At 71.7% G+C, this 24,056-nt stretch carries 24 protein-coding genes; 13 read left to right on the forward strand and 11 right to left on the reverse strand.

Going from position 1 to position 24,056, the window contains the following annotated elements; genetic code table 11:
• Positions 1 to 11: 11 nt before the first annotated feature.
• The 3 genes from ACOKGD_RS02840 to ACOKGD_RS02850 all read right to left on the reverse strand — a co-directional run bounded on the left by ACOKGD_RS02840 (position 12) and on the right by ACOKGD_RS02850 (position 1,753).
• Positions 12 to 893: a hypothetical protein gene (locus ACOKGD_RS02840; protein WP_342336926.1), complete on the reverse strand. Its 882-nt coding sequence runs from the start codon at positions 891 to 893 to the stop codon at positions 12 to 14.
• On the reverse strand, positions 887 to 1,417 hold the full coding sequence (locus tag ACOKGD_RS02845) for a hypothetical protein (protein WP_342336925.1): 531 nt from the start codon (positions 1,415 to 1,417) through the stop codon (positions 887 to 889). Before ACOKGD_RS02845 ends, ACOKGD_RS02840 begins: the two co-directional genes overlap by 7 nt.
• 174 nt (positions 1,418 to 1,591) lie before the next feature.
• Complete coding sequence (locus tag ACOKGD_RS02850) at positions 1,592 to 1,753, reverse strand: hypothetical protein (protein ID WP_342336924.1); 162 nt, start codon at positions 1,751 to 1,753, stop codon at positions 1,592 to 1,594.
• A gap of 126 nt (positions 1,754 to 1,879) precedes the next feature.
• Here ACOKGD_RS02850 and ACOKGD_RS02855 point away from each other — a divergent pair, with 126 nt between their 5' ends.
• From ACOKGD_RS02855 to ACOKGD_RS02885, 7 genes are all read left to right on the forward strand, one after another.
• Positions 1,880 to 2,059 (forward strand): hypothetical protein, encoded by a 180-nt coding sequence (locus tag ACOKGD_RS02855; protein ID WP_421355079.1) that lies wholly within the window; start codon positions 1,880 to 1,882, stop codon positions 2,057 to 2,059.
• A complete protein-coding gene (locus ACOKGD_RS02860) occupies positions 1,980 to 2,300 on the forward strand; it encodes a very short patch repair protein (protein WP_342336922.1) in 321 nt (106 codons plus the stop codon). Before ACOKGD_RS02855 ends, ACOKGD_RS02860 begins: the two co-directional genes overlap by 80 nt.
• Positions 2,301 to 2,861: 561 nt before the next feature.
• Entirely contained in the window at positions 2,862 to 4,040 is a 1,179-nt protein-coding gene (locus ACOKGD_RS02865) for an exonuclease SbcCD subunit D (RefSeq protein WP_342336921.1), read from the forward strand.
• Complete coding sequence (locus tag ACOKGD_RS02870; RefSeq protein ID WP_342336920.1) at positions 4,037 to 7,015, forward strand: SMC family ATPase; 2,979 nt, start codon at positions 4,037 to 4,039, stop codon at positions 7,013 to 7,015. Before ACOKGD_RS02865 ends, ACOKGD_RS02870 begins: the two co-directional genes overlap by 4 nt.
• Before the next feature lie 4 nt (positions 7,016 to 7,019).
• A complete protein-coding gene (locus ACOKGD_RS02875) occupies positions 7,020 to 7,202 on the forward strand; it encodes a YkvA family protein (protein ID WP_342336919.1) in 183 nt (60 codons plus the stop codon).
• A gap of 9 nt (positions 7,203 to 7,211) precedes the next feature.
• Positions 7,212 to 7,391: a hypothetical protein gene (locus ACOKGD_RS02880; protein ID WP_342336918.1), complete on the forward strand. Its 180-nt coding sequence runs from the start codon at positions 7,212 to 7,214 to the stop codon at positions 7,389 to 7,391.
• 1 nt (position 7,392) lies between these two features.
• The gene (locus ACOKGD_RS02885) at positions 7,393 to 8,004 is read left to right on the forward strand and encodes a nucleoside deaminase (RefSeq protein ID WP_342336917.1); all 612 of its coding nucleotides are present in this window, start codon (positions 7,393 to 7,395) and stop codon (positions 8,002 to 8,004) included.
• An 86-nt stretch (positions 8,005 to 8,090) separates the two neighbouring features.
• Here ACOKGD_RS02885 and ACOKGD_RS02890 read toward each other — a convergent pair whose 3' ends face one another.
• Positions 8,091 to 9,539 carry a lipase maturation factor family protein gene (locus ACOKGD_RS02890; RefSeq protein ID WP_342336915.1) on the reverse strand — a complete coding sequence of 483 codons (1,449 nt, stop codon included), beginning with the start codon at positions 9,537 to 9,539 and terminating at the stop codon, positions 8,091 to 8,093.
• Positions 9,540 to 9,711: 172 nt separating this feature from the next.
• A complete protein-coding gene (locus tag ACOKGD_RS02895; RefSeq protein ID WP_342336913.1) occupies positions 9,712 to 11,775 on the reverse strand; it encodes an NAD(+) synthase in 2,064 nt (687 codons plus the stop codon).
• Between the two features lie 90 nt (positions 11,776 to 11,865).
• Here ACOKGD_RS02895 and ACOKGD_RS02900 point away from each other — a divergent pair, with 90 nt between their 5' ends.
• Positions 11,866 to 12,618: a glycosyltransferase family 2 protein gene (locus tag ACOKGD_RS02900; protein ID WP_342336912.1), complete on the forward strand. Its 753-nt coding sequence runs from the start codon at positions 11,866 to 11,868 to the stop codon at positions 12,616 to 12,618.
• Here the strand turns inward: ACOKGD_RS02900 and ACOKGD_RS02905 are convergent.
• Together ACOKGD_RS02905 and ACOKGD_RS02910 are read right to left on the reverse strand one after the other, a co-directional pair.
• Positions 12,598 to 13,263 (reverse strand): response regulator transcription factor, encoded by a 666-nt coding sequence (locus ACOKGD_RS02905; protein WP_342336911.1) that lies wholly within the window; start codon positions 13,261 to 13,263, stop codon positions 12,598 to 12,600. The two genes, ACOKGD_RS02900 and ACOKGD_RS02905, sit on opposite strands and share 21 nt — an antisense overlap.
• Entirely contained in the window at positions 13,256 to 14,446 is a 1,191-nt protein-coding gene (locus ACOKGD_RS02910; protein WP_342336909.1) for an ATP-binding protein, read from the reverse strand. Before ACOKGD_RS02910 ends, ACOKGD_RS02905 begins: the two co-directional genes overlap by 8 nt.
• Before the next feature lie 104 nt (positions 14,447 to 14,550).
• Here ACOKGD_RS02910 and ACOKGD_RS02915 point away from each other — a divergent pair, with 104 nt between their 5' ends.
• From ACOKGD_RS02915 to ACOKGD_RS02925, 3 genes are all read left to right on the forward strand, one after another.
• Positions 14,551 to 16,023, forward strand: coding sequence for a PspC domain-containing protein (locus tag ACOKGD_RS02915; RefSeq protein ID WP_342336908.1), 1,473 nt, complete (start codon positions 14,551 to 14,553; stop codon positions 16,021 to 16,023).
• On the forward strand, positions 16,020 to 16,307 hold the full coding sequence (locus tag ACOKGD_RS02920; RefSeq protein ID WP_342336907.1) for a hypothetical protein: 288 nt from the start codon (positions 16,020 to 16,022) through the stop codon (positions 16,305 to 16,307). The genes ACOKGD_RS02915 and ACOKGD_RS02920 overlap by 4 nt, the downstream gene beginning before the upstream one ends.
• A 74-nt stretch (positions 16,308 to 16,381) precedes the next feature.
• Positions 16,382 to 19,903, forward strand: a complete 3,522-nt coding sequence (locus ACOKGD_RS02925) for a TM0106 family RecB-like putative nuclease (protein WP_342336906.1) — start codon at positions 16,382 to 16,384, stop codon at positions 19,901 to 19,903.
• A gap of 52 nt (positions 19,904 to 19,955) precedes the next feature.
• Here the strand turns inward: ACOKGD_RS02925 and ACOKGD_RS02930 are convergent, their stop codons facing one another.
• Positions 19,956 to 20,900, reverse strand: a complete 945-nt coding sequence (locus ACOKGD_RS02930) for a helix-turn-helix transcriptional regulator (protein ID WP_342336905.1) — start codon at positions 20,898 to 20,900, stop codon at positions 19,956 to 19,958.
• Between the two features lie 97 nt (positions 20,901 to 20,997).
• Between ACOKGD_RS02930 and ACOKGD_RS02935 the strand changes: the two genes are divergently transcribed.
• Positions 20,998 to 21,393 carry a VOC family protein gene (locus ACOKGD_RS02935; protein ID WP_342336904.1) on the forward strand — a complete coding sequence of 132 codons (396 nt, stop codon included), beginning with the start codon at positions 20,998 to 21,000 and terminating at the stop codon, positions 21,391 to 21,393.
• 31 nt (positions 21,394 to 21,424) lie between these two features.
• Here the strand turns inward: ACOKGD_RS02935 and upp are convergent, their stop codons facing one another.
• On the reverse strand, positions 21,425 to 22,057 hold the full coding sequence (gene upp, locus ACOKGD_RS02940; RefSeq protein ID WP_342336902.1) for a uracil phosphoribosyltransferase: 633 nt from the start codon (positions 22,055 to 22,057) through the stop codon (positions 21,425 to 21,427).
• An 88-nt stretch (positions 22,058 to 22,145) separates the two neighbouring features.
• Between upp and ACOKGD_RS02945 the strand changes: the two genes are divergently transcribed.
• Positions 22,146 to 22,577 (forward strand): nucleoside deaminase, encoded by a 432-nt coding sequence (locus ACOKGD_RS02945; RefSeq protein WP_342337166.1) that lies wholly within the window; start codon positions 22,146 to 22,148, stop codon positions 22,575 to 22,577.
• Here the strand turns inward: ACOKGD_RS02945 and ACOKGD_RS02950 are convergent.
• A complete protein-coding gene (locus ACOKGD_RS02950) occupies positions 22,574 to 23,548 on the reverse strand; it encodes an epimerase (protein ID WP_342336901.1) in 975 nt (324 codons plus the stop codon). The genes ACOKGD_RS02945 and ACOKGD_RS02950 overlap by 4 nt on opposite strands.
• Complete coding sequence (locus tag ACOKGD_RS02955) at positions 23,545 to 23,931, reverse strand: DUF1304 domain-containing protein (protein WP_342336900.1); 387 nt, start codon at positions 23,929 to 23,931, stop codon at positions 23,545 to 23,547. The genes ACOKGD_RS02950 and ACOKGD_RS02955 overlap by 4 nt, the downstream gene beginning before the upstream one ends.
• Between the last annotated feature and the right edge of the window lie 125 nt (positions 23,932 to 24,056).

Raw genomic sequence — 24,056 nt, forward strand, 5'->3', positions numbered from 1 at the left:
TGCCCACCCGCTCAACTCCCGGGGCAGCCCGCTCCCGCCGGATCCGCCACACAGTCGTGCGCGACGAGCGCCGTGTGCACTTCGACGATTCGCAGAGCCCTCGCCGCTCCGGGAACGGAGATGAGCCCGTCGACCGCTCGTGTGCCCCACTCGCCGAAGTCGACAACCGCCGTGTAGAGCGCGGTGACGGTCAGGTCGTATGTGCCCTTCGCCGTGTACGCATGGCTGGTTGCCGTGGGACTGAATTCGGCCTGTCCCAGCGCCGCCCACGATGCGCCGCCGTGGCGCGAGTCCGTGACCGTGCCGTCGCCCCAGTCCTGTCGAAACCCCGCGGGGGTGAAGGTCACGCTGACCGGGAACCCGAACAGCTCGCCGGCGAGCGTCTGCGTGCTCGAGGTGGCGACGCTGTTGAGCGGCATGTTCTTTGCGCCGATCCCATCCGGTTCGGTCGCGACCGACGGCGGGGTGGGGAAGAACGAGGCGATATCCGCGAGGGTGACGACAGCGGGAGGCCCTGCGCGCTCCTCCGGTTCTTCGGGCGCCGGCTCCTCAACGGCCTCGGCACACGCGGTGCCGATGACCTCGAGCTGATCGTTGAGGCACACGTTGCGTCCGTCAGTCTCGTCGGGTGGTGCGACGTATGCCGGTGGACCGGAGTAATGAGGAGAGCCCGTTGCCCGATCCTTGGGGCGCCAGGTGCCGTTGCCCTTGCCTTCGACGCTCAGACTGGCCGCTAGGTCAATACGATCCCCAGGATTAGCGATCTCAACCGCCGGCGGACATTGACCGAGGAGGATCTGATCAGACGAACAGCCTTCATTGGACATGGGCACGGCAGTGACCCCGTTGATTTGCGCGATGATCGCAGCGGCGACGGCTAGGAGTTTCAGCATGCGCCGTCCGGATCCGCGGCGTGGCGAAGGATCACCAGCCGGTCACGGTCGACGGTCGTGAGTTCGACCTCTGCGGGATATCGATCGGGCGCCGCCGCCGGCGTCACGTCGTCTCCATCAGCGTCCAGTACGCGACGGTCTGTCTCGTCGAGGCAGACCTCAATCGTGACCACGGCAGACTGAGCGACGATCTCTGCGCTGAGGGGCGTCACTGATACCACGCTCGTTTCTCCTTCAATGCGCACGCCCAGTTCGCGCATTTCATCGAGAAGCTCGGAGTTGGTGCGCTTGAGCTCGCCTGTTAGGAAACGGAGGGGATCGGCGCCGGCTACGCCTGCATGGTATGCGTTCGTTTCTGCGACATAGGCGCGGTAGGTCTCCTCTGCCGCAGCGAAAGCTTCATCTTCCGACGCAAACCCGGACGCCGTAGGGGTCGGGGCGGGTGTTGGCGTGGGTGCACAGGCCGTGACCCCAACGGCGAGAAGTGCGACGAAGTAGGGGAGTACGAAGCGGCGGGGAACCATGACACCACGGTACGGATACACCGGCCGGAGCTGCGGGAGTTGTCCACAGACGCCTAGGGTGCAGTCGCGGCGCTTGGCTCTCACCGCACCGCCAAGTCGATGGGCCTCTCCCACACGCGGCTTGGGCGTTTCGACTCGCGCTGGCGCGCTCGCTCAACGAACGGGACCTGGCGCCTACTCCTCGGGGTGTGCGATGTCCCAGGCCGCGTTGCGGGCGTCGATCCAGGCGTCGATGCGGGCGAACTCGTCGAAGAGCCAGCGCGCCTGATCCTCTCGGTCGGAGGGCACCGACGCGCGCGGCACGCGGTGCGCGTGCAGCACGATCTCCTTGTCCATCGGCAGTTCGCGCCAGATGTCGCGCAGAGAGACCAGGCGATCCAGGCCGGTGTGAGCGATGAAGACGACGTCGGCGTCGGGGGCCGGGTACTGGCGTGATGACCGTCACGTGCATACCCTCGCCGCATGGTTGAGTCGTGGGCATCTAACGAGGTCGCGCGTCTGACAATGCGAGCGAACCGCCGACGCGATACGAAGGCGGAGCTGGCCGTTCGACAACGGCTTCATGCGATGGGGCTTCGCTATCGCGTCGACTATCGCCTGGCCCCGCCCATTGCGTGCGCGCCCAGATCTGGTGTTCCCTAAGCGCTGGGTTGCAGTATTCATCGACGGGTGCTTCTGGCACGGATGCCCGTCGCACTACGTGGAGCCGAAGGCCAACGCCGACTACTGGTTGCCAAAAATCGCGGGAAACGTTCGCAGGGATCGTGCAACGGACCTCGCGCTCGAAGATCGCGGCTGGACGGTGCTGCGGTACTGGGAGCATGAAGCCCCGGACGACGTTGCGGCGTCCATCGCAGCGATCGTCAGGAGTCGGATGAACTGATGATGTTCGGGCCGAAGACGTTTACGAGCTCGCTGATCAGCCTCCGAGCGTTGGCCTCGTCAAGCTGAATCACCTGGCTTGGCTTCTTCACAGGGCGTTTGTCGGATCCCCACGTGCTCAGATGAATGAGCGGCGCGCCATCGGGATTATGAACGACCTGGTAATAGCAGGTAGTTCCGTCCTAGTGCTCCGACACGTTTTGGTAGCTCTTCACCCAAGCTGTGATTTTCACCATCGACGGTCCCTTTCGTTCCTGCGGGAAACCTACTTCAGGCTCGAGAATATGTCGATTGCTGCAAAATGCCAGATTGGACATCGTCTGCGTACGGTTGCTTGCTGGCACACGTGGGCGGGTGGTGAAGACGTGCAGTCCCGACTTGAGCGACGATTCAACCGACGCGCAGGCAGTTTCAGCACGTGAGCAGCCGGGAAGGCCTTCGCCGACACCCCGGACGATTCCCCCACATTGACGCGGTGCGGGTGCGCAAGCGAACCTGGCGATCACCCCTTCCCCGGCGGTCCTCCGCGGCAATGTCGGACCCCGTCCTTACCGTGGTGGGTATGCGGATCCTGCACACCTCGGACTGGCACATCGGGCGGTCGTTCCACGGCCACAGCACCCTCGATGCCCTTCGTGGTGTGCTCGATGCGCTGACGGCGCAGGTGCGCGAGCACGCCGTCGACGTGGTGGTCATCGCGGGCGACGTGTTCGACTCGGCGACGCCGGCGGCCGCCTGCTACACGCTGCTCACGGAGGTTCTGGGCGAGCTCAGCGCCACGGGGGCGCAGATCGTAGTGACGAGCGGCAACCACGACAACGCGGCCCGCCTCGGATTCCTCTCGCCGCTGCTGCGCGACGGCATCCACGTGGTCACCGACCCCGCGCGCGTGGGCACCCCGATCACCCTCGAGGACAACCACGGTCCGGTCCACTTCTACGGCATCCCGTACCTCGAGCCGATCATCGTTCGCGGCGTGTGGCCGGGGGTCGAGCTGCGCTCGCAGCAGCACGCCATCGACCACGCGATGACCCTCATCAGCGCCGACCGCGCCGAGCGCGGCGGTCGCTCGGTCGTGGTGTCGCACTGCTTCACCGCCGGTGTCGAGGCGACGGGGGGAGTGGAGCGCGAGATTCGCCAGGGCTCGCTCGATGTGGTGCCGGTCAGCGCCTTCGACGGCCCGGATTACGTCGCCCTCGGCCACATCCACGGCCGCAACCAGCTCGCTCCGCACATCCGTTACAGCGGCGCGCCCCTGCACTACAGCTTCGGCGAGGGCAGCAAGCCCCGTGGATCGTGGCTCGTCGACCTCGACGCCACCGGTTTCGCCTCGGCCGAATGGCTCGATCTGCCCGTGCCGCGGCCGCTGGTCAGCCTGCGCGGCACCCTCGAGGAGCTTCTCACCGAGGCCGCGCACGACGCCCACGTGGATTCGTGGGTGTGCGCGATCCTCACCGATCCCACCCCGCAGGCCGAGCCCATGCGGCGCCTGCAGCAGCGCTTCGCTTTCTGCGCCACGATCCAGATGGATCCGCAGGGCCGGGCCGCCGATGACGGCCGGAGCTACCGCTCTCGTGTGAAGGAGGCCGTCAGCGACGTCGACCTCATCGACACGTTCCTGGACCACGTGCGAGACGGTGAGCGCGCCGACGATGCAGAGCGCGAGCTCATCAACGACGTCGTCACCGCCCGCCGCGTGCTGGTCAACGACATCGGGCAGAACGAGAAGGTGCCGGCGTGAGGATCCATCGCGTCGAGATCGCCGGCTTCGGGCCATTCCGGGAACGGCAGATCGTCGACCTCGACGCGTACGCCGCCGACGGCATCTTCCTCATCGCCGGCCGCACGGGCGCCGGCAAGTCGTCGATCCTCGACGCCATCTGCTTCGCGCTCTACGGCTCGGTGCCCCGCTACGAGACCGGCGACAAGCGCCTGCGCAGCGATCACGCCGAACCCGAGGACATCACCGAGGTCGTCCTCCAGTTCACCGCCGCGGGCCGCACGTGGCGCGTCACCCGCACGCCGGAATACGAGCGCCCCAAGAAGCGCGGCGACGGCACGACGACCGCCGCGCCGACCATCCGCATCGAAGAACTCGTCGACGACTCCTGGATCGGGCGCGCTGCCCGCGCGGTCGAAGCCGACCCGCTCATCGCCGACATCATCGGCCTCAGCAAGCAGCAGTTCCTGCAGGTGATCCTGCTCGCGCAGGGCCGCTTCGCCCGCTTCCTGCTCGCCAAGAACGACGAGCGCCAGGCGCTGCTGCGCACCCTGTTCGGCACCAAGCGCTTCGAAGACTACGAGAAGTCGCTGGACGACCAGCGCAAGGCCGCCGAGGCCCGCGCCGACAACCAGAGCCGTGGCCTCGACGTGCAGGTCGACCACGCCGCCGAGATCGCCGGATCCCTCGTCGAACCGCTCGCCGACGGCACTCCGCTGGCCGAGCGGATCGAATGGACCGTCCGCACGGCGCTCGTCGCCCGCCACGCCGCGGAGGAGACGGATGCGGCGCGCCAGCAGGCGCAGAAGGCCCTGGCCGCGGCGGAGACCGAGCATCGCGAGCGGGAGAGCCAGCGCGAGAAGCAGGAGAAGCTCGCCGGGCTGCGGACGGCGTTCACCGCGCTCGACGCGCGTGCGGGCGAGATCGACGAGCTGCGCTCCGAGCGGGACGCCGCGCTGCGGGCGGAGCCCGTGCGCGGCGCCCGCGACACCGTCGCCCGGGCGCTGACCGCCCTCGACGCGGCGAACGACGCGCTCGACGCGGCGCGCGATGCGTGGAGCGACAGGCACCCCGACGAGGCGCCCGGCGGTGGGGCCGAGGTGGCCGAGCTCGAGGAGTTCGTATCGGCGGCGCAGCAGCGTATCGGCGCGTGGGGTCCGCTGAAGCAGATCGAGGCCCGGCTGGATGCCGACGCCCGTGCGCTGGAGGAGCTCGAGGTCTCGCTCGCCGCGGCGGTGGAGCAGGCGACGGCGCTCGAGGAGCGCTCGGCAGCCCTGCCCGCGGAGGTCGAGCGGGTGCGTGGCGAGATCGACGCCGCGACCGCCCTGGCCGCGACCGTCGACATCCGCGCGCACGATGTCGCCGCGCTCGAAGCACAGCTCGTCGCGGCGCAGTCGGTGGCGACGCTCGCCGGCGCGCAGCGCGTTGCGCTCGACGACGCGCAGGACGCCAAGGCGCGCCGCGACGAGATCGAAGCCCGCCTCGACGACCTGCGCCGCCGCCGTCTCGCCGGCATGGCCGGGGAGCTGGCCGCCGCGCTCGTCGACGGCGAGGCCTGCACCGTGTGCGGCTCGACGTCGCACCCCGTCCCCGCCGCGCGTGCCGACGACGCCGTCACCGCCGACGACGTCGAGCAGGCCGACGCCGAGCGCGCGGTCGCGAGCGACGCCTACGAGGCTGCAAACGCCGCGCTCAACGACGCCACTCGCGCGCACGAGGACGCCGTCAAGGACGCCGGGGGCCGGTCGGTCGACGCCCTCACCGCCGACCTCGAGGCCGCGCGCGCCGCCCTCGCCGCCGCGCGCGCCGCCGCCGACCGCACGCAGAAGCTCGCCGGGAAGCGCACCGCCCTCGAGGCCGAGGCCGCGCGGCACACCGCCGAGCGCGACGAGCTCACGGCCCGCCGCAGCGACCTCCGGGCACGCATCGAAGCCGCCACCGCCGCCCTCTCGCAGAACCGCGCCTCCGTGGCCGACGCGCGCGGCGCGTCCGCGTCGGTCGCCGAGCGCATCGACGTCGAGCAGGCTCTCGTCCGCCTCGCCACGGCCCTCATCGCGGCGCACTCCGAGGCCGGCCGCGCCGAGCGCAGCGCCGTCGATGCGGGAGCCGCGCTCGAGGCCGCGGTGCGCGAGGCCGGCTTCGACGCACCCGACCAGGCCCTTGCCGCCCTGCGAGACGCGGGTAGCCGCGCCGCGCTCGACGAGCGCATCCAGAGCCACGACACCGATCTCGCCGCCACCAAACGCGGCCTGCTCGAACTAGAGCTCGAGATGCTGCCGGATGAGCCCGTCGACACCGCCGCCAGCGCGGCCGCCTTCGCCGAGGCGAAGACCGCGTGGGAGGCGGCCGTCGCGGCGGGCACCAGTGCCGCCCAGCGCGCACAGGCGCTCGAATCCGCTGTCGCGAGGATCGAGAAGGACTACGCGCAGATCGCCGACCTGCGAGCCGAAGCCGACCGCATCAAGCGCCTCGCCGACACCATCGCCGGACGCGCTCACAACACCAAGCGCATGAAGCTCGAGACCTTCGTCCTCGCCGCCGAGCTGGAGGAGATCGTGCAGCAGGCGAACATCCGCCTCGGCGACATGTCGGGCGGCCGCTACCGCCTGCAGCACACCGACGCCCTCGCCGCCCGCGGCGCCCAGTCGGGCCTCGGGCTCGAGGTCATGGACAGCTTCACCGGCCGCGCCCGGCCAGCCCCCTCGCTGTCGGGCGGCGAGACATTCCTCGCCTCGCTCGCCCTCGCGCTGGGACTCGCGGAGGTCGTCACCAACCGCGCCGGCGGCATCAAGCTCGACACCCTCTTCATCGACGAGGGCTTCGGATCGCTCGACGCCGAGACCCTCGACACCGCGATGCAGGTGCTCGACGAGCTGCGCTCCGGCGGCCGCACTGTCGGCATCATCAGCCATGTCGAGGCCATGAAGGAGCAGATCCCCGCCCAGCTGCGCGTCGAGCAGACCTCGCACGGGTGGAGCGTGGTGAGGCAGGGTTGACGCCATGAACACACGGAGAGTCATCGGATCGGTGCTCGTCGGCGCCGCGGCCCTCGTGTACGGGGCCTCGCCTATCGACATCATCCCCGAGCTGCTCGGGCCCATCGGGCTCGCCGACGACGCGGCCGTTATGGTCGGCGCCGGCCTGACGATCTGGCGGATGCTCCGCCATCGCAAGCCCAAGTAGGCTCGAGGTATGAAGACCGAGTCGATCTGGACCATCGTCGGGGTCGTGATCGCCGTGGCGATCGCGTGGTTCCTGGTCGAAGTGGTGCTCTCCGTCATGTGGCTGTTCGCCAAGATCGCCGCCGTCATCTTCGTCGCGGTGATCGTCTACTTCGCCCTGCACGCGCTGTTCAAGCGCTCGAAGAGCTGACGTGGACTTTCCGCCCCTGGCCGCCCAGTTCACGATCTCGCTGCCCGGCTGGGTCCGGGACGAACTGGCGGACGTGCCCGAGGTGATCCCGAGCCGCGACGAGCGCATCGCCGTCGTCAACCGGCTCGCCGACCGCAACTGGCGCGAGGGCAACGGCGGTCCGTTCGCGGCCATGATCGCCGAAACCGCCACCGGGCGGATCGTCTCCGTCGGCGTCAACGTCGTCCTCGCCACCAACATCTCGCTCGGCCACGCCGAGGTCACCGCCATCGGCATGGCCCAGACGCGCCTGGGCACCTGGGACCTCGGAGGCGACGGGCAACCCGAGCACGAGCTGCTCGTCAACTGGCGCCCCTGCGTGCAGTGCTACGGGGCGACGATGTGGTCCGGCATCCGCACCCTGGTGATCGCCGGATCCGGCCCGGAGTGCGAAGACCTCACGACCTTCGACGAGGGCCCCATGATCGACGACTGGGCCGGGGCGTTCGAGGCACGCGGGATCCGCGTGATCCAGGATCTGCGACGCGACGAGGCCGTCGACGTGTTCCGCGCGTATCGCGCGGCGGTCGAGTCGGGCGGCGTCACGGTCTACAACGCCCGCGCCGCGGACTGACCCGCGCCGCCGGGGGCGTTTCGACTCGCTTCGCTCGCTCAACGAGCGAGGGGGCGAGGGGGAGCGAGGCGGCCCGGTGGGTGAGGTCAGCGGCGGACGCGGTCGAGCGTGACCGGGTCGAGGATCACGCGGCGGTGATCGCGGATCCAGATCACGCCGTGCTCGCGGCGCTCGGCACGGGTGGCGAAGCGGTAGCGGTACGAGACGACACGGATCCAGCGGGGCCGCTCGCCGCCGAACGGGTCGTCGCGCAGCAGGCGCAGGGTCGGGCGATCCGCCTCCAGCAGCTTCACCACCAGTGACTGGAACCAGCCCTCGAGGTGACGCCCGAGCGGGAGGAACCACATCAGCCAGTCGAGCCGCAGGTGGTACGGCGCGAACTGCGGCGGCACCCGCCGCTGATCACCCGGCTTGCCCTTGAAGCCGTACTCTCGCCAGTCGGCCCGCGTGGGGTCCTCGCTCGCCGTGCCCTCGATGATCCACTCGACGCGCCGCTTCGTCACGGTGCCGAACGCCCCGTACGCATTGGCGAGGTTCCAGCGGTTGAACGCGGCGTTCATCCGCTGATCCCGCGAGGCGAGGTTGCGGGCCGGCGCCCAGCTCAGCACGAGGTACAGGGCCGTCACCGCGAGGGTCACAATGAGCCAGTACAGCGGGATGCCATCGGTCGCGCCCCCGACACCGGGCACCGCGATCGCCGAGACCGCGAGCACGATCGTCGACCAGTTCAGCCATGCGAAGTTGCCGGTCACCACGAGCCACAGCTGGGAGAGGATCAGAATCGCGGCCGCGCCCGCCCCGATCAGCTGCGGCACGCGATCCGGGACCCACAGACCCAGGATCGGCGCGAGCAGCAGCCACGGGATCAGGAGCTGCGCGACGTGGTTGCCGATCACCTCGCCCTTGTGCACCCAGCGCGGCAGCAGGTGCGCCTGACGGCTGAGCGGATTGGGCATCGGCTGCGTCTCGTGGTGATAGGTCAGCGCGGTCAGGTCGCGCCATTCGCGGCCGCCGCGCATCTTGATCATCCCCGCGCCGAACTCGAGACGGAATACGAGCCACCAGAACAGCACCACGATGTGCACGGGCGGCGGCTCGTGCGCCGAACCGAGGAACGCCGCCAGGAACCCGGCCTCGAGCAGCAGCATCTCCCATCCGAAGCCGTAGAACGTCTGCCCGATCGACATCACCGACATGTACCCGAGCCACAGCGCCAGGAAGCACAGCATCGGCACCCACGACGGGCCGAGCTGGGGGACGCCCAGGATCAGCGCGAGCGCGACGAGCATGCCGGCCACGCAGAGCGCGCGGAGGCGCCCGTCGGTGTAGCGGATCCAGCGGAACAGCGTCGGGTTCAGGCGCTTCGACCTGCCCGCCCAGTCGAGCAGCTCGGGCGCGGGAAGCAGGCCGCGCTCGCCGAGCAGCGCCGGGAACTGGTTGAGCGTCGACGTGAAGGCGATCAGGTACAGCGCCGCGATGCCTCGCTGCAGCACCTCGCGGGCGAGCTGGAAGTCGACAGCGGCGAACCCGTCCATGGGGGCAGGCTACGGCCGCGCACGGTCGGGCGCTCGGGGCTTGACGCGCGCGGGCGCGGGGAGCCGGAGCGCCCCGGGAAGGTGTGGGGCGTTTCGACTCGCTTCGCTCGCTCAACGAGCGAAGGAGGCGAGCGGGTCGGGGGCGCGCGCGACCCGCGGCGGGCGCCGCGGGTCAGTCGGCGAACTGGGGGAGGGCCTCGTCGAGCTCGGAGAGCCACACCCGCGCATTGCCGTCGGACGGCGCACGCCAGTCGCCGCGCGGCGAGAGCGAGCCCGAGGGGGCGACCTTCGGGCCGTTGGGGATGGCCGAGCGCTTGAACTGCGCGAAGCCGAAGAAGCGCTTCAGGAAGACCTTCTCCCACCGCACGATCGTCTCGAGGTCGTACGCGTAACGATCCTGATCCGGGAACCCGGGAGGCCAGGCGCCGGCGTGCGCGTCCGACCAGGCGTGCTGGGCGAGGAAGGCGATCTTCGACGGGCGGAACCCGAAGCGCAGGATGTGGTGCAGCGAGAAGTCGTGCAGGGCGTAGGGGCCGATGGTCGACTCGGTCGACTGCACCTGGCCGTCCTGCCCCGCGGGGACGAGCTCGGGGCTGATCTCGGTGTCGAGCACCGACTGCAGCACCTCGGCCTCCTCGGGAGAGACGCCCTGCTCGGATCCGTGCGCCACGACCCAGCGGATCAGGTGCTGGATCAGGGTCTTCGGCACCCCCGCGTTCACGGCGTAGTGACTCATGTGATCGCCGACGCCGTACGTCGCCCAGCCGAGCGACAGCTCGGACAGGTCGGACGTGCCGATCACCATGCCGTTGTGGTGGTTGGCGAGGCGGAAGAGGTAATCGGTGCGCATGCCCGCCTGCACGTTCTCGAACGTCACGTCGTACACCGGCTCGCCCCGGCCGAACGGGTGCCCGAGCTGCGTGAGCATCTCGGTCGCCGCCGGGCGGATGTCGATCGTCTCGATCGAGGCGCCCACCGATTCGGCCAGTCGGATGGCGTTCGACTTGGTGTGGTCGCTGGTCGCGAAGCCGGGCATCGTGTACGCCAGGATGTCCTTGCGCGGGCGGCCCATCCGGTCCATGGCCCGCGCGACCACGAGCAGCGCGTGGGTCGAGTCGAGGCCGCCCGAGACGCCGATCACGGGCTTCGGGTCGCCGATCGCCTGCATGCGCTGGATGAGGCCGGACACCTGGATGTTGAACGCCTCGTAGCAGTCCTGCGCCAGGCGGGCCGGGTCGTCCGGCACGAACGGGAAGCGGTCGATCTGACGGCGGAGCCCGACGTCGCCGGTCGGCGGGGCCAGTTCGAACCGGATCGTGCGGAACTGCGTGTGCGCGTCGAACGTGCGCCGGTTGTCGTCGAAGGTGCCCTGGCGGATCCGATCCTGACGCAGCTTGTCGAGGTCGACGTCGGCGATCGAGCGGCGAGGGCCGTCCGGGAAGCGCTCGGTCTCGTCGAGCAGGTTGCCCGTCTCGTAGATCATCGTCTGGCCGTCCCACGACACGTCGTTGGTCGACTCGCCCATGCCGGCGGCGGCATACGCGTACGCGGCGAGGCCGCGCAGCGACTGCGACTTCACGAGATCCTTGCGGTCCTCCGCACGTGCGATCGTGATCGGGCTGCCGCTGAGGTTCAGCAGCACGGTCGCACCGGCCAGCGCGGCGGTGGCCGACGGCGGGATCGGCACCCAGACGTCCTCGCACACCTCGGCGTGCACCACGAGGCCCGGCACGTCGGTGGCCTCGAACAGCAGGTCGGGCCCGAACGGCACCTCGGCGCCGGCCACGGTGATCGTGCCGCGCTGGTCATCGCCGGGGGCGTACCAGCGCCGCTCGTAGAACTCGCGGTAGGTGGGCAGGTACGACTTCGGCGCGACGCCGAGCACCGCGCCGCGGTGGATGATCACCGCGCAGTTGTAGATGCGGTTGCCGTGCGCGAGCGGGGCGCCCACGACCAGCATCGGCAGCAGGTCGGCCGACTCCCTCGCGATGCGCGCGATGGCCTCCTCGACACCGTCGAGCAGCGCGTCCTGCATCACCAGGTCGTCGATGGAGTAGCCCGACAGGCACAGCTCGGGGAAGACGGCGACGGCGACCGACTCGTTGTGACGCTCCCGCGCGCTGTCGAGCACGTGCTGCGCGTTGGTGGCCGGATCGGCGATCGCCAGCGGGATCGTGCACGCGGCGATGCGGGCGAAGCCATGGCGGTAGGCGCTGGAGAAGTCGTAGTCGCTCACGGGGCCAGTCTGGCACGCACGTCAATCCGGTTCCCGGGGGCTTGCGCGCCGGGTGAGAATCGTCTCAGGCGTCGAAGGGAGCCCCACCGCATGCGCATCTCCGTGGTCGTGCCGGTCCGCGATGATGCGCGGCCGCTCGAGCGCTGCCTGGCGGCGCTGGCGGCCCAGACGAGGTCGGCGGACGAGATCGTCGTCGTCGACAACGGCAGCAGCGACGACACGGCGCAGGTGGCGCGCGCCGCCGGTGCGCGTGTGGTCGGCGAGCCCGTGCGCGGCATCCCCCGCGCGGCCTCCACGGGCTACGACGCCGCCACGGGCGAGATCATCGCGCGGATCGACGCCGATACGGTGTGCCCGGCCGACTGGCTGGAGCGGATCGAGGAGCGCTTCGCCTCGGACCCCTCGCTCGACTTCCTCACGGGGGACGCCCGCTTCCCCGACAGCCCCCGCTGGCTCGACTGGCTGGGCCGGCACTGCTACGTCGGTGTGCTCTACGCCTGGCTCACGCCGCTGCTCGGCCACGCGCCGCTGTTCGGATCCAACTTCGCCATGCGCGCCGCCGCGTGGCGCGAGGTCGGCGGGGACGTGCACCGCGATCGGCGCGACATCCATGACGACCTCGACGTGGCCTTCCACGTGCGCCCCTGGATGACGGTGCGCCGCGACCGCGAGCTGATCGTCGGCATCTCGGACCGCGCGCTCACCTCGCCGGTCTCGTACGTGCGCCACGCGTGGTGGGTGGTGACGACCTGGCACCAGCACGGCTGGGCGGAAGCCCCCTGGCGCCGCTGGGCCCGGCGGGCGGCTGCCCGTGGCCGGGTGTCAGAGCAGGCGGCGGGCTGACGCCCACGCCGTCAGCTCGTGGCGGGACGACAGCTGTAGCTTCCGCAGCACCGCCGACACGTGCGACTCGACCGTCTTGATCGAGATGAACAGGTCGGTGGCGACCTCCTTGTACGCATAGCCCCGGGCGATGAGGCGCATGACCTCCTGCTCGCGGGCGGAGAGCCGGTCGAGCTCGTCGTCGGTCGCGGCCGTCTCGCCCGCGGCCGCCCCGAAGGCGTCGATGACGAACCCGGCCAGCCGCGGCGAGAACACGGCGTCGCCGTCGGCGACGGTCCGGACGGCGCGCGACACCTCGGAACCGGACGCGCCCTTGGTGATGTACCCGCGGGCGCCGGCTCGGATCACCCGCACGACGTCCTCGGCCGCATCCGAGACGCTCAGCGCCAGGAACCGGGTGGCGGGCGAGAGGGGAGCGGCGATCCGCAGCACCTCGGCCCCGCCGATGGGATCGGACTCGGCGCCCGGAAGGTGCACGTCGAGCAGGACGACATCGGGCCGCGTCTCGGCGATCACCGCCACGGCCGACGGCACGTCGGCGGCCTCGCCGACCACGTCGATCCGGTGGTCGAGGTCGTGTCGCAGGCCGGATCGGAAGATCGAGTGGTCGTCGACGATGACCACACGCAGGGTCGGATCAGCCACGCGAGCCTCCCGCGGGGAAGCGGATGTGCACCTCGGTGCCGCCGCCGGCGCCCGGGGCCACCGTCGCCGATCCGCCGATGCGCCGCAGACGCCCGATGATCGACTCGCGCACCCCGAGGCGGTCCGGGGGCACATCGGCGGGCTCGAAACCAGGGCCGCGGTCGCGCACGTACACGTCGACCGATCCGGGCGCGCCCTCGATGTACACCGAGACCTCGCCCCCCGCGTGGCGGGCCGCGTTCAGCATTGCCTCGCGCGCGGCCGCCGCGACCTCGCCGCTGGCGCGCTCGGTGGACGTGCCCGCCGAGACCACGGTCATCACGACCTCGTAGTCGAGCTCGAGCGCCGACCCGTAGTCGCGGAGGTCGGTGGCGAGGTCGCTGTCGGCCGGGGTGTCGCCGTCGTACAGCCAGGCACGCAGCTCGCGCTCCTGCGCGCGTGCCAGACGACCGGCCTCGCTCGAGGCACCCGCGCGGTTCTGGATCAGGGCGAGCGTCTGCAGCACCGAGTCGTGCAGGTGCGCGGCCATCTCGGCCCTGTGCTCGTCGCGGATGGCGCTCACGCGGGCCGTCTGCAGCTCGTGGTACCGGGTGACGAGGTTCGGTGTCCAGATCAGCGCGGCGCACAGCATCGCGCCCAGCGCGCTGATGAGACCGGGCAGCGGGTAGCTGAAGGCACCCGACTGCGCGGCGTTGACGAACACCGGCACGGCGCCGAGGGCGAGCGCGGTGGCGACGAGGCGCACGGCGACATCGTGCCCCGCCCCGCGCGCCGGATCCGGCCGATCCAGGACGGCCGACCAGATGCCCGCCGCCAGCGAGGCCGCGACCGACACGTACACCGGGGCCAGCGAGGCCGGCGGCAGCCACGACACCGGGGCGTAGCTGTGCGGCCCGAGGCCCAGGATCAGCAACACCAGTGCCGCGGCCAGCAGCAGCCAGGCCACGGGGATCCGTCGCGTGGTGCGCGCCGTGCCCGCCTCAGCCGGGACGGTGGCCCACAGCCAGAGGTACAGCAGCGCCCCCGCACCCCAGATCGCGCTGGTCGCGATGAACAGCGCGCGCACCGCCGTCGTCGACCAGCCCAGGTGATGGGCCAGCCCCTCGGCGACGCCGGACAGCGCCGCCGCGCGCGGCCGAGCCAGGGGAGCGCGGGTGATCGTCGCGCTCGGGAGAACCGTCATGAGGCAATGCAATCATCTGCGCCCGGCTCACGCCCCGGTTCTCCGGGGCGGATCAGGGTTGTCCCTCATAGCCGGGCCGCGCCGGTTGCGGGCACGATCGAGTCATGACCGACAACACCGTGCCCGCCGACCGCGTCGAGGTCGCGCCCGAGCCGCCGCGGCCTCCCGCCGCGGACACCGAGGCGCGCTTCTTCCTCTGGCTGCGCTCGCTCGGCATCGTGCGCGACGACGGCTGGCTCGGCGGGGTGTGCGGCGCGATCGCGCAGCGCACCGGGGTCGATCCGCTGATCGTCCGCGGCATCGTCGTCGTCGTCACGGTGCTCGGGTTCCCCGCACTCTGGCTGTACGCGATCGCGTGGGCCCTGCTGCCGGACCGGGCCGGCCGGATCCCGCTGCAGATGCGCTCCGGCTCCGGCCCCGGGCTCGCCGGGGTGGCGCTCACGATCGTGGCCGCCCTGGTGACGACCTGGGCCGGCAACTCGTTCATCGAGCTGGTGGCGACCGTCGCCTACCCGGGCCGCTGGGTGTGGTCGTTCGTCGAGGCGAGCCTGTGGTTCGCCGGCATCGGCGCGGTCGCGGCGATCCTGATCCTCTTCCTGCGCCGCCGGTCGGCGCGACTCGAACTCCCCCACACGGGGGTCGACGGCGCGGTGTCGGGCACCGCCGCCGTCTCCGGCGGGGCGGCAGCGATTGTCGGGAATGGCGCCGCCCCGCCCTCACATCTCCCCGAGCCGGTCGAGCCCCTGGCCGACGCCCTCGCGTCCGCCGAGGAGCTCGACGTGTGGCGGGCGCAGCACGCCGCCTGGCGCGAACAGCACGACGCGTGGCGTCGCGCGCAGACCGACGGATCGGCCGCGGCCGAGGAGCGTGCGCGCCGGCAGGCCGAGTACGCGGCCTTCCGCGCCGAGGCCCGGCGGGTGCGTGCCGAGGCGCGGGCGATGCGCCCGCGCACCTCGATCGCGTTCGTGACCATCACGATCGGCGCCGCCGTGGTCGCGGCCACCGGCGTGTGGCTGGTCTTCCAGCCGCAGGCCGAGGAGCGCTCCGTGCAGGCGGCGGTGCTCGCCGCCGCCGCCGTCACCGCCGTGGCGATGATCGTCGCGGGGGCCCTCCGGCGCCGCAGCGGCTTCCTCGCCGCGATCACGATGATCCTGCTCCTCATCGGAGGCTCGGGACTGGCGACCTACCTCGTCGACGACATGATCGGCCCCGACCGCTACGTGCCGATGCCGGACGGCGATCAGGATCTCGCCCAGCCGTGGGGCCAGCTGACGCTGGACGTGGGCGGCCCGTACGACGAGAGCGGCGTGACGCGGATCGAGAAGGGCACCGGCACCGTGTGGATCACCGTGAACCCCGGCGTCGACGTCGAGTTCGAGACGACGTCCGAGACGGGCGGCGTGCTGGTGGAGAACTACAGCGACGACGGCCAGTTCCTCGACCAGGAGGCCGTCGACGCGCAGGGCGGCCGCTTCACGTGGTCGCACGACGATCCGCGCACCTCGCGGACGCGGACGATCATCCTCGATCAATCCGAGGTCGACGTGCACATCCAGACGTGGGGGGTCCAGAAGTGAGCGATCAGAGCATCAGCCGGCCGGGGATCCGCTGGCCCGGGATCGTCTGGGGAGCGCTCTTCGCGCTCGCCGCGGGGGCGGGGATCGCCCTGCTCGCGGTGCCGGAGCCGGATCAGGCCGTGGGCTGGATCCGTCCGCTGCTGTTCGAGCTGCGCCCCGAATGGTTCGGGGCGGTGGTGCCCCTGACCATCGGCGCCCTGGTGATCGCGCTGGGCGTGGTCTGGGTCGTGCAGCGTGGGCGCCGGTCCGAGGAGGCCCCCGCCGCCCCCACCCCGGGCGATTGAGCGGGGCGCCGGACCGGCTCGCCCGGGCGTCTGCGCCGGCGCCGGATGTCGGTGGGCCCGTCTAGCCTCGGGACGTGCGATACATCGAGTCCGAAGCCCGCGTCGTCTGGAGCGCCAGTGACCTGAAGGTCGCCGCCGAATGCGAGTTCGCGTGGCTGCGGGCCCTCGACCACAAGCTCGGACGTGTGCCGAAGGTCGACGAGCCCGAGGACGAGATGCTCGAGCGCGCCGCCCGGCTGGGCGACAAGCACGAGGAGGCGGTGCTCGCGGCCTACCGTGCGCAGTACGGCGCCGCCGTGGTCGAGGTCGAGCGGGCGTCGTCGTCCGATGCGGACGCCATGGCCGCCGCGCTCGCCGCGACGGCCGCCGGGCTGCAGGACCCGTCGGCGACGGTCGTCTTCCAGGCCGCGTTCTCCACCCCCGAGTTCGTCGGATTCGCCGACTTCCTGATCCGCGACGCCGATGGGCGCTGGCGGGTGCAGGATTCGAAGCTCGCCCGCCGCGCCAAGGTCACCGCGCTGATGCAGCTGGCCGCGTACGTCGACCAGCTCGACCGGCTCGGCATCCCGCGCTCGGACGAGGTCGACCTGCTGCTCGGCGACGGCACGACCTCGACGCACCAGGTGCACGATCTGCTGCCGCTGTACTTCGTGCGCCGCAACCGCCTGCGCGCCCTGATCGCCGACCGCCGCCTCGACCTCGGCGCCGAGGGGGAGCCCATCGCCTGGGCCGACCCGCGCGGCGACCTGGGCATCGTCGCCTGCGGACGCTGCGCCACGTGCGAGGAGCAGGTGGTCGCCACCCGCGACGTGCTGCTGGTCGCCGGTATGCGCCCCGTGCAGCGCGAGCGCCTGCGCGGAGCGGGCATCACCACGATCGACGAGCTCGCGGCCGCGCCGGAGGGCCCCGCGGGCATGAACCCCGAGGTGTTCGCCGGGCTGCGCACGCAGGCCCGCCTGCAGATCGCGTCGCCGGCGGGGGTGCCGGATCCGTCGGGCGAGAGCCCGCATGCCGCGCCGCTCTACGAGGTGGTGATGCCCGAGGCCCTGGCCACCATGCCGCGGCCGGATCTCGGCGACATCTTCTTCGACTTCGAGGGCGACCCGCTGTACACCGAGCCCGACGCCGCCGGCGACCGCTGGGGCATCGACTACCTGTTCGGCTGGACCGACATGCAGGAGCAGTACACCCCGCTCTGGGCACACAGCTTCGCCGCCGAGAAGCTCGCGCTCGAGCAGTTCTGCGATTTCGTCGCCGCCCGCCGCGCGGCCCACCCGGCGATGCACATCTACCACTACGCGCCCTACGAGCCCACGCATCTCGCGGCCATGGCCGCGCGCCACGGCGTGCGCGAGGCCGACGTGGATCGGATGCTGCGCGACGAGCTGTTCGTCGACCTGTACCCGATCGTGCGTCGCGCGCTGCGGGTGGGGTCGCGCTCGTATTCGATCAAGAAGCTCGAGCCGCTCTACATGGGCGACGAGGTGCGGACGCAGGACGTGCAGCAGGGCGGCGACTCGATTCTGCGGTACGTCGAGGCGCGGGAGCTGCTGGCCGAGGGCGACGAGGCCGCCGCCGAGACGATCCTCGACGACCTCGCCGATTACAACCGCTACGACTGCGTGTCGACGCGGCGCCTGCGCGACTGGCTTGTGCAGCGCGCGCGAGAGACGGGTGCGACCCCCGCCCGCCCCGACGAGCACGAGGCCTACACCTACAAGCCGTCCGATCTGGCGGTCGCGCTGACGGCGCGGGCCGCCGAGCGCGAGCCGCGGCATCCCGACACCGTCGCGCTGCGCCTCGGTGCCGCCGCCATCGACTACTACCCGCGTGAGGCCAAGACGTTCTGGCAGGGTCACTTCCAGCGTCTTCGCGAGCCGCTGTCGCTGTGGGCCGACACGCGTGACGTCATCGCCGTCGATGCCGCCCGCACCCGCGTGCTCGAGGACTGGGGGGTGCCCGAGGGCACTCGCGCCCGCGCGGTGCGTCGCGTCGTCGAGCTGCGCGGCGACCTCGCCCCCGGGACGCGCCTGAAGGAGGGGGTGCAGCCGTTCGCGCTGTACGCCCGTCCGGTGCCGTTCCCGACCGAGCTGTCCTCGCGCTGGATCCACGGGTTCCGCACCGTCGAGGTGATCGCCGAGCTGGACGACGGCGTGGTGATCACCGAGACGTCGATCGGGGGCGCCACCTGGGACGACCTGCCGATCGCCCTCACCCCCGCCGCGCCGCCCCAGGCCGGCAACCAGCAGAAATCGATCGACGCCTGGGCGCAGACCCTGCTCGCGGCGGGCGAGGGGTTCCCGGAGGATCCGGCGACCGACATCCTGCGCCGCCGCCCCCCGCGCACGCGCAGCGGCTCGCTTCCCGCCTCGACGGGCGACGACGTGGCGGCGATCGTCTCCGCGGTGCGCGACCTCGATCGCAGCTACCTCGCGGTGCAGGGCCCTCCCGGCACGGGCAAGACCTACGTCGGGTCTCATGTCATCGCCCGCCTGGTGCACGAGCACGGGTTCAAGGTCGGTGTGGTGGCGCAATCGCACGCCGTCGTCGAGAACATGCTCGACCGGGTCGTCGCCGCCGGCGTGCCCGCGTCGCTCGTCGGCAAGGCGCCGAAGTCCGGATCCGCGGGCGAGCCCCCGTCGTACACGGTGATCCAGAAGAACGGCCTGGCCGCCTTCACGTCCGAGCGGCCCGAGGGCTACGTCGTGGGCGGGACGGCGTGGGACTTCGCGCACGAGCAGCGGGTGTCCCGGGGCAGCCTCGACCTGCTGGTGATCGATGAGGCCGGGCAGTTCTCGCTGGCCTCGACGATCGCGGTCTCGCTCGCGGCCCCGCGCCTGCTGCTGCTCGGCGACCCGCAGCAGCTGCCGCAGGTGAGCCAGGGCACGCACCCGGAGCCCGTCGACACCTCGGCGCTGGGCTGGGTCATGGACGGCGAGCAGGTCATCCCCGCCACGCACGGCTACTTCCTCGCGAGCTCGTGGCGAATGCACCCCGCGGTCTCGGCCGCCGTCTCCGACCTCTCCTACGCCGGGCGCCTCGCGTCGCACGATGGGGCGGCGCAGCGCACCGTCGAGGGCATCGCGCCCGGCCTGCACGTCCTTCCCGTGCGACATCACGGCAACGCGACCGAATCGCCCGAGGAGGCCGCGGAGGTCGTGCGCATCGTGCGGGAGGTGCTGGGGCGCTCGTTCACGGACATCACCATCGGCGACGGCGGATCCGCCATCCCCTGCCCGCCGCGGCCGCTCACGCAGGCCGACGTGATCGTTGTGGCGCCCTACAACGCCCAGCAGCAGTGCGTCGAAGAGCACCTGGCCGCCGCGGGCTTCGGCGAGGTGCGCGTGGGAACGGTCGACCGGTTCCAGGGGCAGGAGGCCGCGGTCTCGATCGTCACGCTCGCCGCGTCCAGCGGGCGCGACGCCCCCCGGGGGTCCGACTTCCTGCTGCTGCAGAACCGCCTCAACGTCGCGGTCTCCCGCGCGATGGTGGCCGCGTACCTGATCCACTCGCCGGCCCTGCTCGACGACCTGCCCCGTCATGCCGACGGCGTCGCCCGGATGAGCGCCTTCGCCCGCCTCGTCGGCGCCGTGTAGCCCGGCGCCTGCAGAGCCCGGGCGGGGCCGTGAGTCCGTGTCGCGGTCCGCGTCAGGCGTAGCGCGTCCGCAGCAGTTCGCCCAGTCGCGCCAGCTCGGCCCGCACCTCGACCGGTTCGGTGACCTCCGCGACGGCGACCCACCCCGCGAGCTGCTCGGCGAGGGCGCCGGGGGTGTGCGCACGCGCCTCGACGATCGTGCGGCCGTCGGCGGCGGTGCCGCGGCGAGTGGCCTGGGCGCCGAAGCGCGCCACCAGCGCCCCCGCGGCGGCCGGCTCGACGAGCACCGTGGCGCTGGCCGAGCCGCGCAGGCCCTCGATCCGCTCGGACGCGTGTGGCCAGGCGCGTTCGAGGTCGAAATCCGCGTCACGCGGCAGCGTCTCCGGCCGCGGCGTCACCTGGGCGATGCGATCGATCCGGTACAGACGGGGATCCTCGTGGCGGCTCATTCCGCGGCGATGAGCCAGCAGATACCAGCGCGGCCCCTTGGCGGCCACCCCCAGCGGCGCGACGTCGACCGGATCGGCCGAGCCATAGGCCAGCGACAGGACGCGGCCCTGGGCGACGGCGGCCTGGAGCACCGGAAGCAGGATCGGCGTCTCGGCCTGCGCCTCGCCCCACGGCGCATCATCGCGCACGGTTGATCCGATCGCCCGCTCGGCCCCCTCGCGGAACGTCGCCGGCAGCGCCTGCAGCAGCTTCCGGATCGCCGCGCCCGCCTCGGCGGGGGCCCCGCGCGTCTGCCCGAGCAGCGCGAACAGCGCCGTCGCCTCGGGCTCGGTGAGCCCCGTGAGGTTGGTGCGCGCCCCGCCGAGCAGGCGCCAGCCGCCCGCGCGCCCGCGCTGCGGATACACGGGCACGCCCGCCGCGGCGAGGGCCTCGAGGTCCCGCCGCGCGGTCGCCACCGACACCTCGAGCTCTTCCGCGAGCTCCGCAGCGGTGACCGTCTCGCGCGACTGCAGCGCGAACAGGGCCCTCAGCAGTCGGTCGGCTCGCATGATCCGACGATGTCACAGAAAGTGATCAGAAGGTGAGCACTTTGAGGAGAAGGCTCGAGGAACGACGTGAGAGCCACGTCCGAGACGGGACAGGATCATGCTGCGAGGACTCGCGAATCTGAACGTCGTCGCCGACGACATGGCCGGCGCGGTCGAGTGGTACACCCGCGTGTTCGGCGAGCCGCCGTACTTCGTGCGACCCGAGACGGGCGACCCCCAGTACGCCGAGTGGCGGTTCGGCGACGATGCCGACGAGTTCGCCGTGATGGGCTCGGCGTACCGGCCCGCGCTCCCATCACCCGGCGGGATGCTGGTGTCGATCCACGTCGACGACATCCGCGCGGCCGTGGACTGGCTCACCGGACTCGGGGCGCGCACCGCCGATCCGATCATCGAGCGCGGCGGCGGGTTCTGGAGCGCCTCCGTCGCCGACCCGTTCGGCAACCTCCTCGGGCTGATCCAGAGCCCGCACTGGCGCGAGGCGCACGCCTAGCCGGCGCCCGGCGCCCGGCGTGCGGTGCGGGTCAGACGGTGCCGTACAGCCGGTCGCCGGCGTCGCCGAGGCCGGGCACGATGTAGCCCTTCTCGTTGAGGCGCTCGTCGAGCGCACCCAGCACGAGGGTGACGTTGCGGCCGTCGACCTGCTTGCGGATCGCCTCCACGCCCTCCGGCGAGCCGAGCAGGCACACCGCGGTGACCTCCTGCGCGCCGCGACGGAAGAGGAACTCGATGGCGGCGCCCAGCGATCCGCCGGTCGCGAGCATCGGGTCGAGCACAAAGCACTGGCGGTCGCTGAGGTCCTCGGGGAGGCGCTCGGCATAGGTGACGGGCTCGAAGGTGACCTCGTCGCGCGCCATGCCGAGGAAGCCGACCTCGGCCGTCGGGATCAGGGTGACCATGCCGTCGAGCATGCCCAGACCGGCGCGCAGGATCGGCACCACGAGCGGGCGAGGATCGCTGATCTTCACACCCGTCGTCTTCGTCACGGGGGTCTCGATCTCGCAGGGCTCGACGCGCACGTTGCGCGTGGCCTCGTACGCGAGCAGCGTCATCAGCTCGGAGGTGAGCTGGCGGAACACCGGCGACGGGGTGTTCTTGTCGCGGAGCACCGTGATCTTGTGCGTGATGAGCGGGTGGTCGGCGACGTGCAGGCGCATGGCATCAGGGTACCTGCCGTTCCCCGCGCGAACTCAAGGGAAACCGTAGGCTCGGAGGGTGATTCCGGATCCCGCCGACGACGCCGCCATGCGGCGCGCGCTCGCGCTCGCCGACGCCGCGGCGGCCGCCGGTGAGGTGCCCGTCGGGGCGCTTGTGCTCGGCCCCGGCGGCGAGGTGATCGGCGAGGGCCGCAACCGCCGCGAGCTCGACCACGACCCGTCGGCGCACGCGGAGGTGGTCGCCATGCGCGAGGCCGCCCGCGCGATCGGATCCTGGAACCTCGAGGGATGCACCCTGGTCGTCACGCTCGAACCCTGCCTCATGTGCGCGGGCACCCTGCTCCAGGCCCGGATCGGCCGCCTCGTGTTCGGGGCGTGGGACGAGAAGGCCGGCGCGACCGGATCCATGTACGACGTCGTCCGCGACCGCCGCCTGCCGTACCGCGCCGAGGTGATCGGCGGTGTGCGCGAGCCCGAGGCGCAGGCGCGGCTGCGCGCCTTCTTCGAGGCCCGCCGCTAGGCCGCGCGCCCCGCGATATCGCGCAGCGCGGGTTCGAGCTCGGGCCAGGCGAATGTGTATCCCGCGGCCTCGAGGCGCTCGGGGACCACCCACCGGCTCTTGAGCACCAGCTCGGGCTCGGTGCGCAGCGCCCACATCGCCGGCTCCAGCATCCACCGCCATGCGGGCAGGCCCACGGGCATGCCGACGATGCGGCGCAGGGTCGCCATGAGGGTGCGGTTGTCGCTGGTCGCCCGCGCGGCGAGGTTCACCGGCCCCTCGAGGTCGTCGCGGTCGCGCACGAACCGGATCGCCCCGATCACGTCGTCGAGGTGGATCCAGCTGAACCGCTGCCGCCCGCGCGTGGGGTGCCGGGGCGCGCGGCCGTCGCCCGAGGGGCTCGGCCCGATGCCGCGGTAGCGGCGATGCCCGAACCACCAGCCGTCGATCTGCGGACCACCGACTCCGAGGCGGGCGAGGCGGAACAGGAGGTTCGTGGCGGGCCCGTCGCCGAGCACGATGGCCATGCGCAGCGCCACCCGGCGCGTGCGGGGCAGGTCGCCCGCGAAGAACTCGGCCTCCCACGCCCGCGCGACATCGGCCGAGAACCCCGTGCCGAGCTCGCCCTCCGTTTCCGTCTGCGGGCGGTCCATGGCGTGCCGATAGAGGGTGGCCGTGCTCGCGTTCATCCACACCGACGGCGGATCGGCGGCGGCCATGACCGCCTCGCGCAGCGCCCGCGTGGTCGCGACGCGAGAGCGCAGGATCTCGTCGCGATGGCGATCCGTGTACCGGCAGTTCACGGACTTCCCCGCGAGGTTGATCAGCAGATCGGCGCCGTCGACGGCGCGCGCCACGGAGGCCGGATCGTCCCAGCGCGCGGGACCGGAGCGCCCGATCGTGCGGATCTCGTAGCCGTCCTCGCCGAGGGCGCGCACCAGCGCCGCGCCGACGAAGCCGCTCGCCCCGGCGACGACCGCGATCCGGCTCATCCGATGGCGAGGTGAAGGACGGTGAACAGCACGGCGAGCAGCGGGAAGGTGCCCTGCGTGGCGGCGGCACGCAGCTTGGTGCCGTCGGAGGCTGCGAGGTAGAGCGCGGCGCCGAGCATCGAGCCGGTGCCGGCAAGGATCAGCGCGATGCCGGCAGCGGGCACCGAGAACACGAGCGCGATGCCCACGACCGTGACGATCGCGAGCATGAGGTTGTAGACGCCCTGATTGGCCGCGAGCGGCTTGGTGATCCGCGCCTCCTCCTCCGTGGTGCCGAAGATCGTGCGCGAGCGCGGGGCCTCCCACCGCAGGGTCTCGAGCACGAAGATGTAGACGTGGACCAGGGCCGCGAGGCCGGCGAAGACGAGAGCCGCGATGAGCATGCCCTCACGCTATCGCCGGAAGGCCTCGCCAGGGGTGCGCCCGTGCCTCCTGAAGCGAGCCGCGGATCCGCCAAGGGACGCGCCCATCTCGCACGTCAGGCAGCAGTCCGTGGCGGATCCGCCCG

Source organism: Microbacterium phosphatis (genome assembly GCF_049177115.1).
Lineage (GTDB): Bacteria > Actinomycetota > Actinomycetes > Actinomycetales > Microbacteriaceae > Microbacterium > Microbacterium phosphatis.

Bases quoted from the DNA above. Each gene is read 5' to 3' on its own strand.
- ACOKGD_RS02840 (WP_342336926.1), bottom strand. From the start codon at position 893: ATGCTGAAACTCCTAGCCGTCGCCGCTGCGATCATCGCGCAAATCAAC.
- ACOKGD_RS02845 (WP_342336925.1), bottom strand. From the start codon at position 1,417: ATGGTTCCCCGCCGCTTCGTACTCCCCTACTTCGTCGCACTTCTCGCC.
- ACOKGD_RS02850 (WP_342336924.1), bottom strand. From the start codon at position 1,753: ATGGACAAGGAGATCGTGCTGCACGCGCACCGCGTGCCGCGCGCGTCG.
- ACOKGD_RS02855 (WP_421355079.1), top strand. From the start codon at position 1,880: ATGGTTGAGTCGTGGGCATCTAACGAGGTCGCGCGTCTGACAATGCGA.
- ACOKGD_RS02860 (WP_342336922.1), top strand. From the start codon at position 1,980: ATGCGATGGGGCTTCGCTATCGCGTCGACTATCGCCTGGCCCCGCCCA.
- ACOKGD_RS02865 (WP_342336921.1), top strand. From the start codon at position 2,862: ATGCGGATCCTGCACACCTCGGACTGGCACATCGGGCGGTCGTTCCAC.
- ACOKGD_RS02875 (WP_342336919.1), top strand. From the start codon at position 7,020: ATGAACACACGGAGAGTCATCGGATCGGTGCTCGTCGGCGCCGCGGCC.
- ACOKGD_RS02880 (WP_342336918.1), top strand. From the start codon at position 7,212: ATGAAGACCGAGTCGATCTGGACCATCGTCGGGGTCGTGATCGCCGTG.
- ACOKGD_RS02890 (WP_342336915.1), bottom strand. From the start codon at position 9,539: ATGGACGGGTTCGCCGCTGTCGACTTCCAGCTCGCCCGCGAGGTGCTG.
- ACOKGD_RS02900 (WP_342336912.1), top strand. From the start codon at position 11,866: ATGCGCATCTCCGTGGTCGTGCCGGTCCGCGATGATGCGCGGCCGCTC.
- ACOKGD_RS02910 (WP_342336909.1), bottom strand. From the start codon at position 14,446: ATGACGGTTCTCCCGAGCGCGACGATCACCCGCGCTCCCCTGGCTCGG.
- ACOKGD_RS02915 (WP_342336908.1), top strand. From the start codon at position 14,551: ATGACCGACAACACCGTGCCCGCCGACCGCGTCGAGGTCGCGCCCGAG.
- ACOKGD_RS02930 (WP_342336905.1), bottom strand. From the start codon at position 20,900: ATGCGAGCCGACCGACTGCTGAGGGCCCTGTTCGCGCTGCAGTCGCGC.
- ACOKGD_RS02935 (WP_342336904.1), top strand. From the start codon at position 20,998: ATGCTGCGAGGACTCGCGAATCTGAACGTCGTCGCCGACGACATGGCC.
- upp (WP_342336902.1), bottom strand. From the start codon at position 22,057: ATGCGCCTGCACGTCGCCGACCACCCGCTCATCACGCACAAGATCACG.
- ACOKGD_RS02945 (WP_342337166.1), top strand. From the start codon at position 22,146: ATGCGGCGCGCGCTCGCGCTCGCCGACGCCGCGGCGGCCGCCGGTGAG.
- ACOKGD_RS02950 (WP_342336901.1), bottom strand. From the start codon at position 23,548: ATGAGCCGGATCGCGGTCGTCGCCGGGGCGAGCGGCTTCGTCGGCGCG.
- ACOKGD_RS02955 (WP_342336900.1), bottom strand. From the start codon at position 23,931: ATGCTCATCGCGGCTCTCGTCTTCGCCGGCCTCGCGGCCCTGGTCCAC.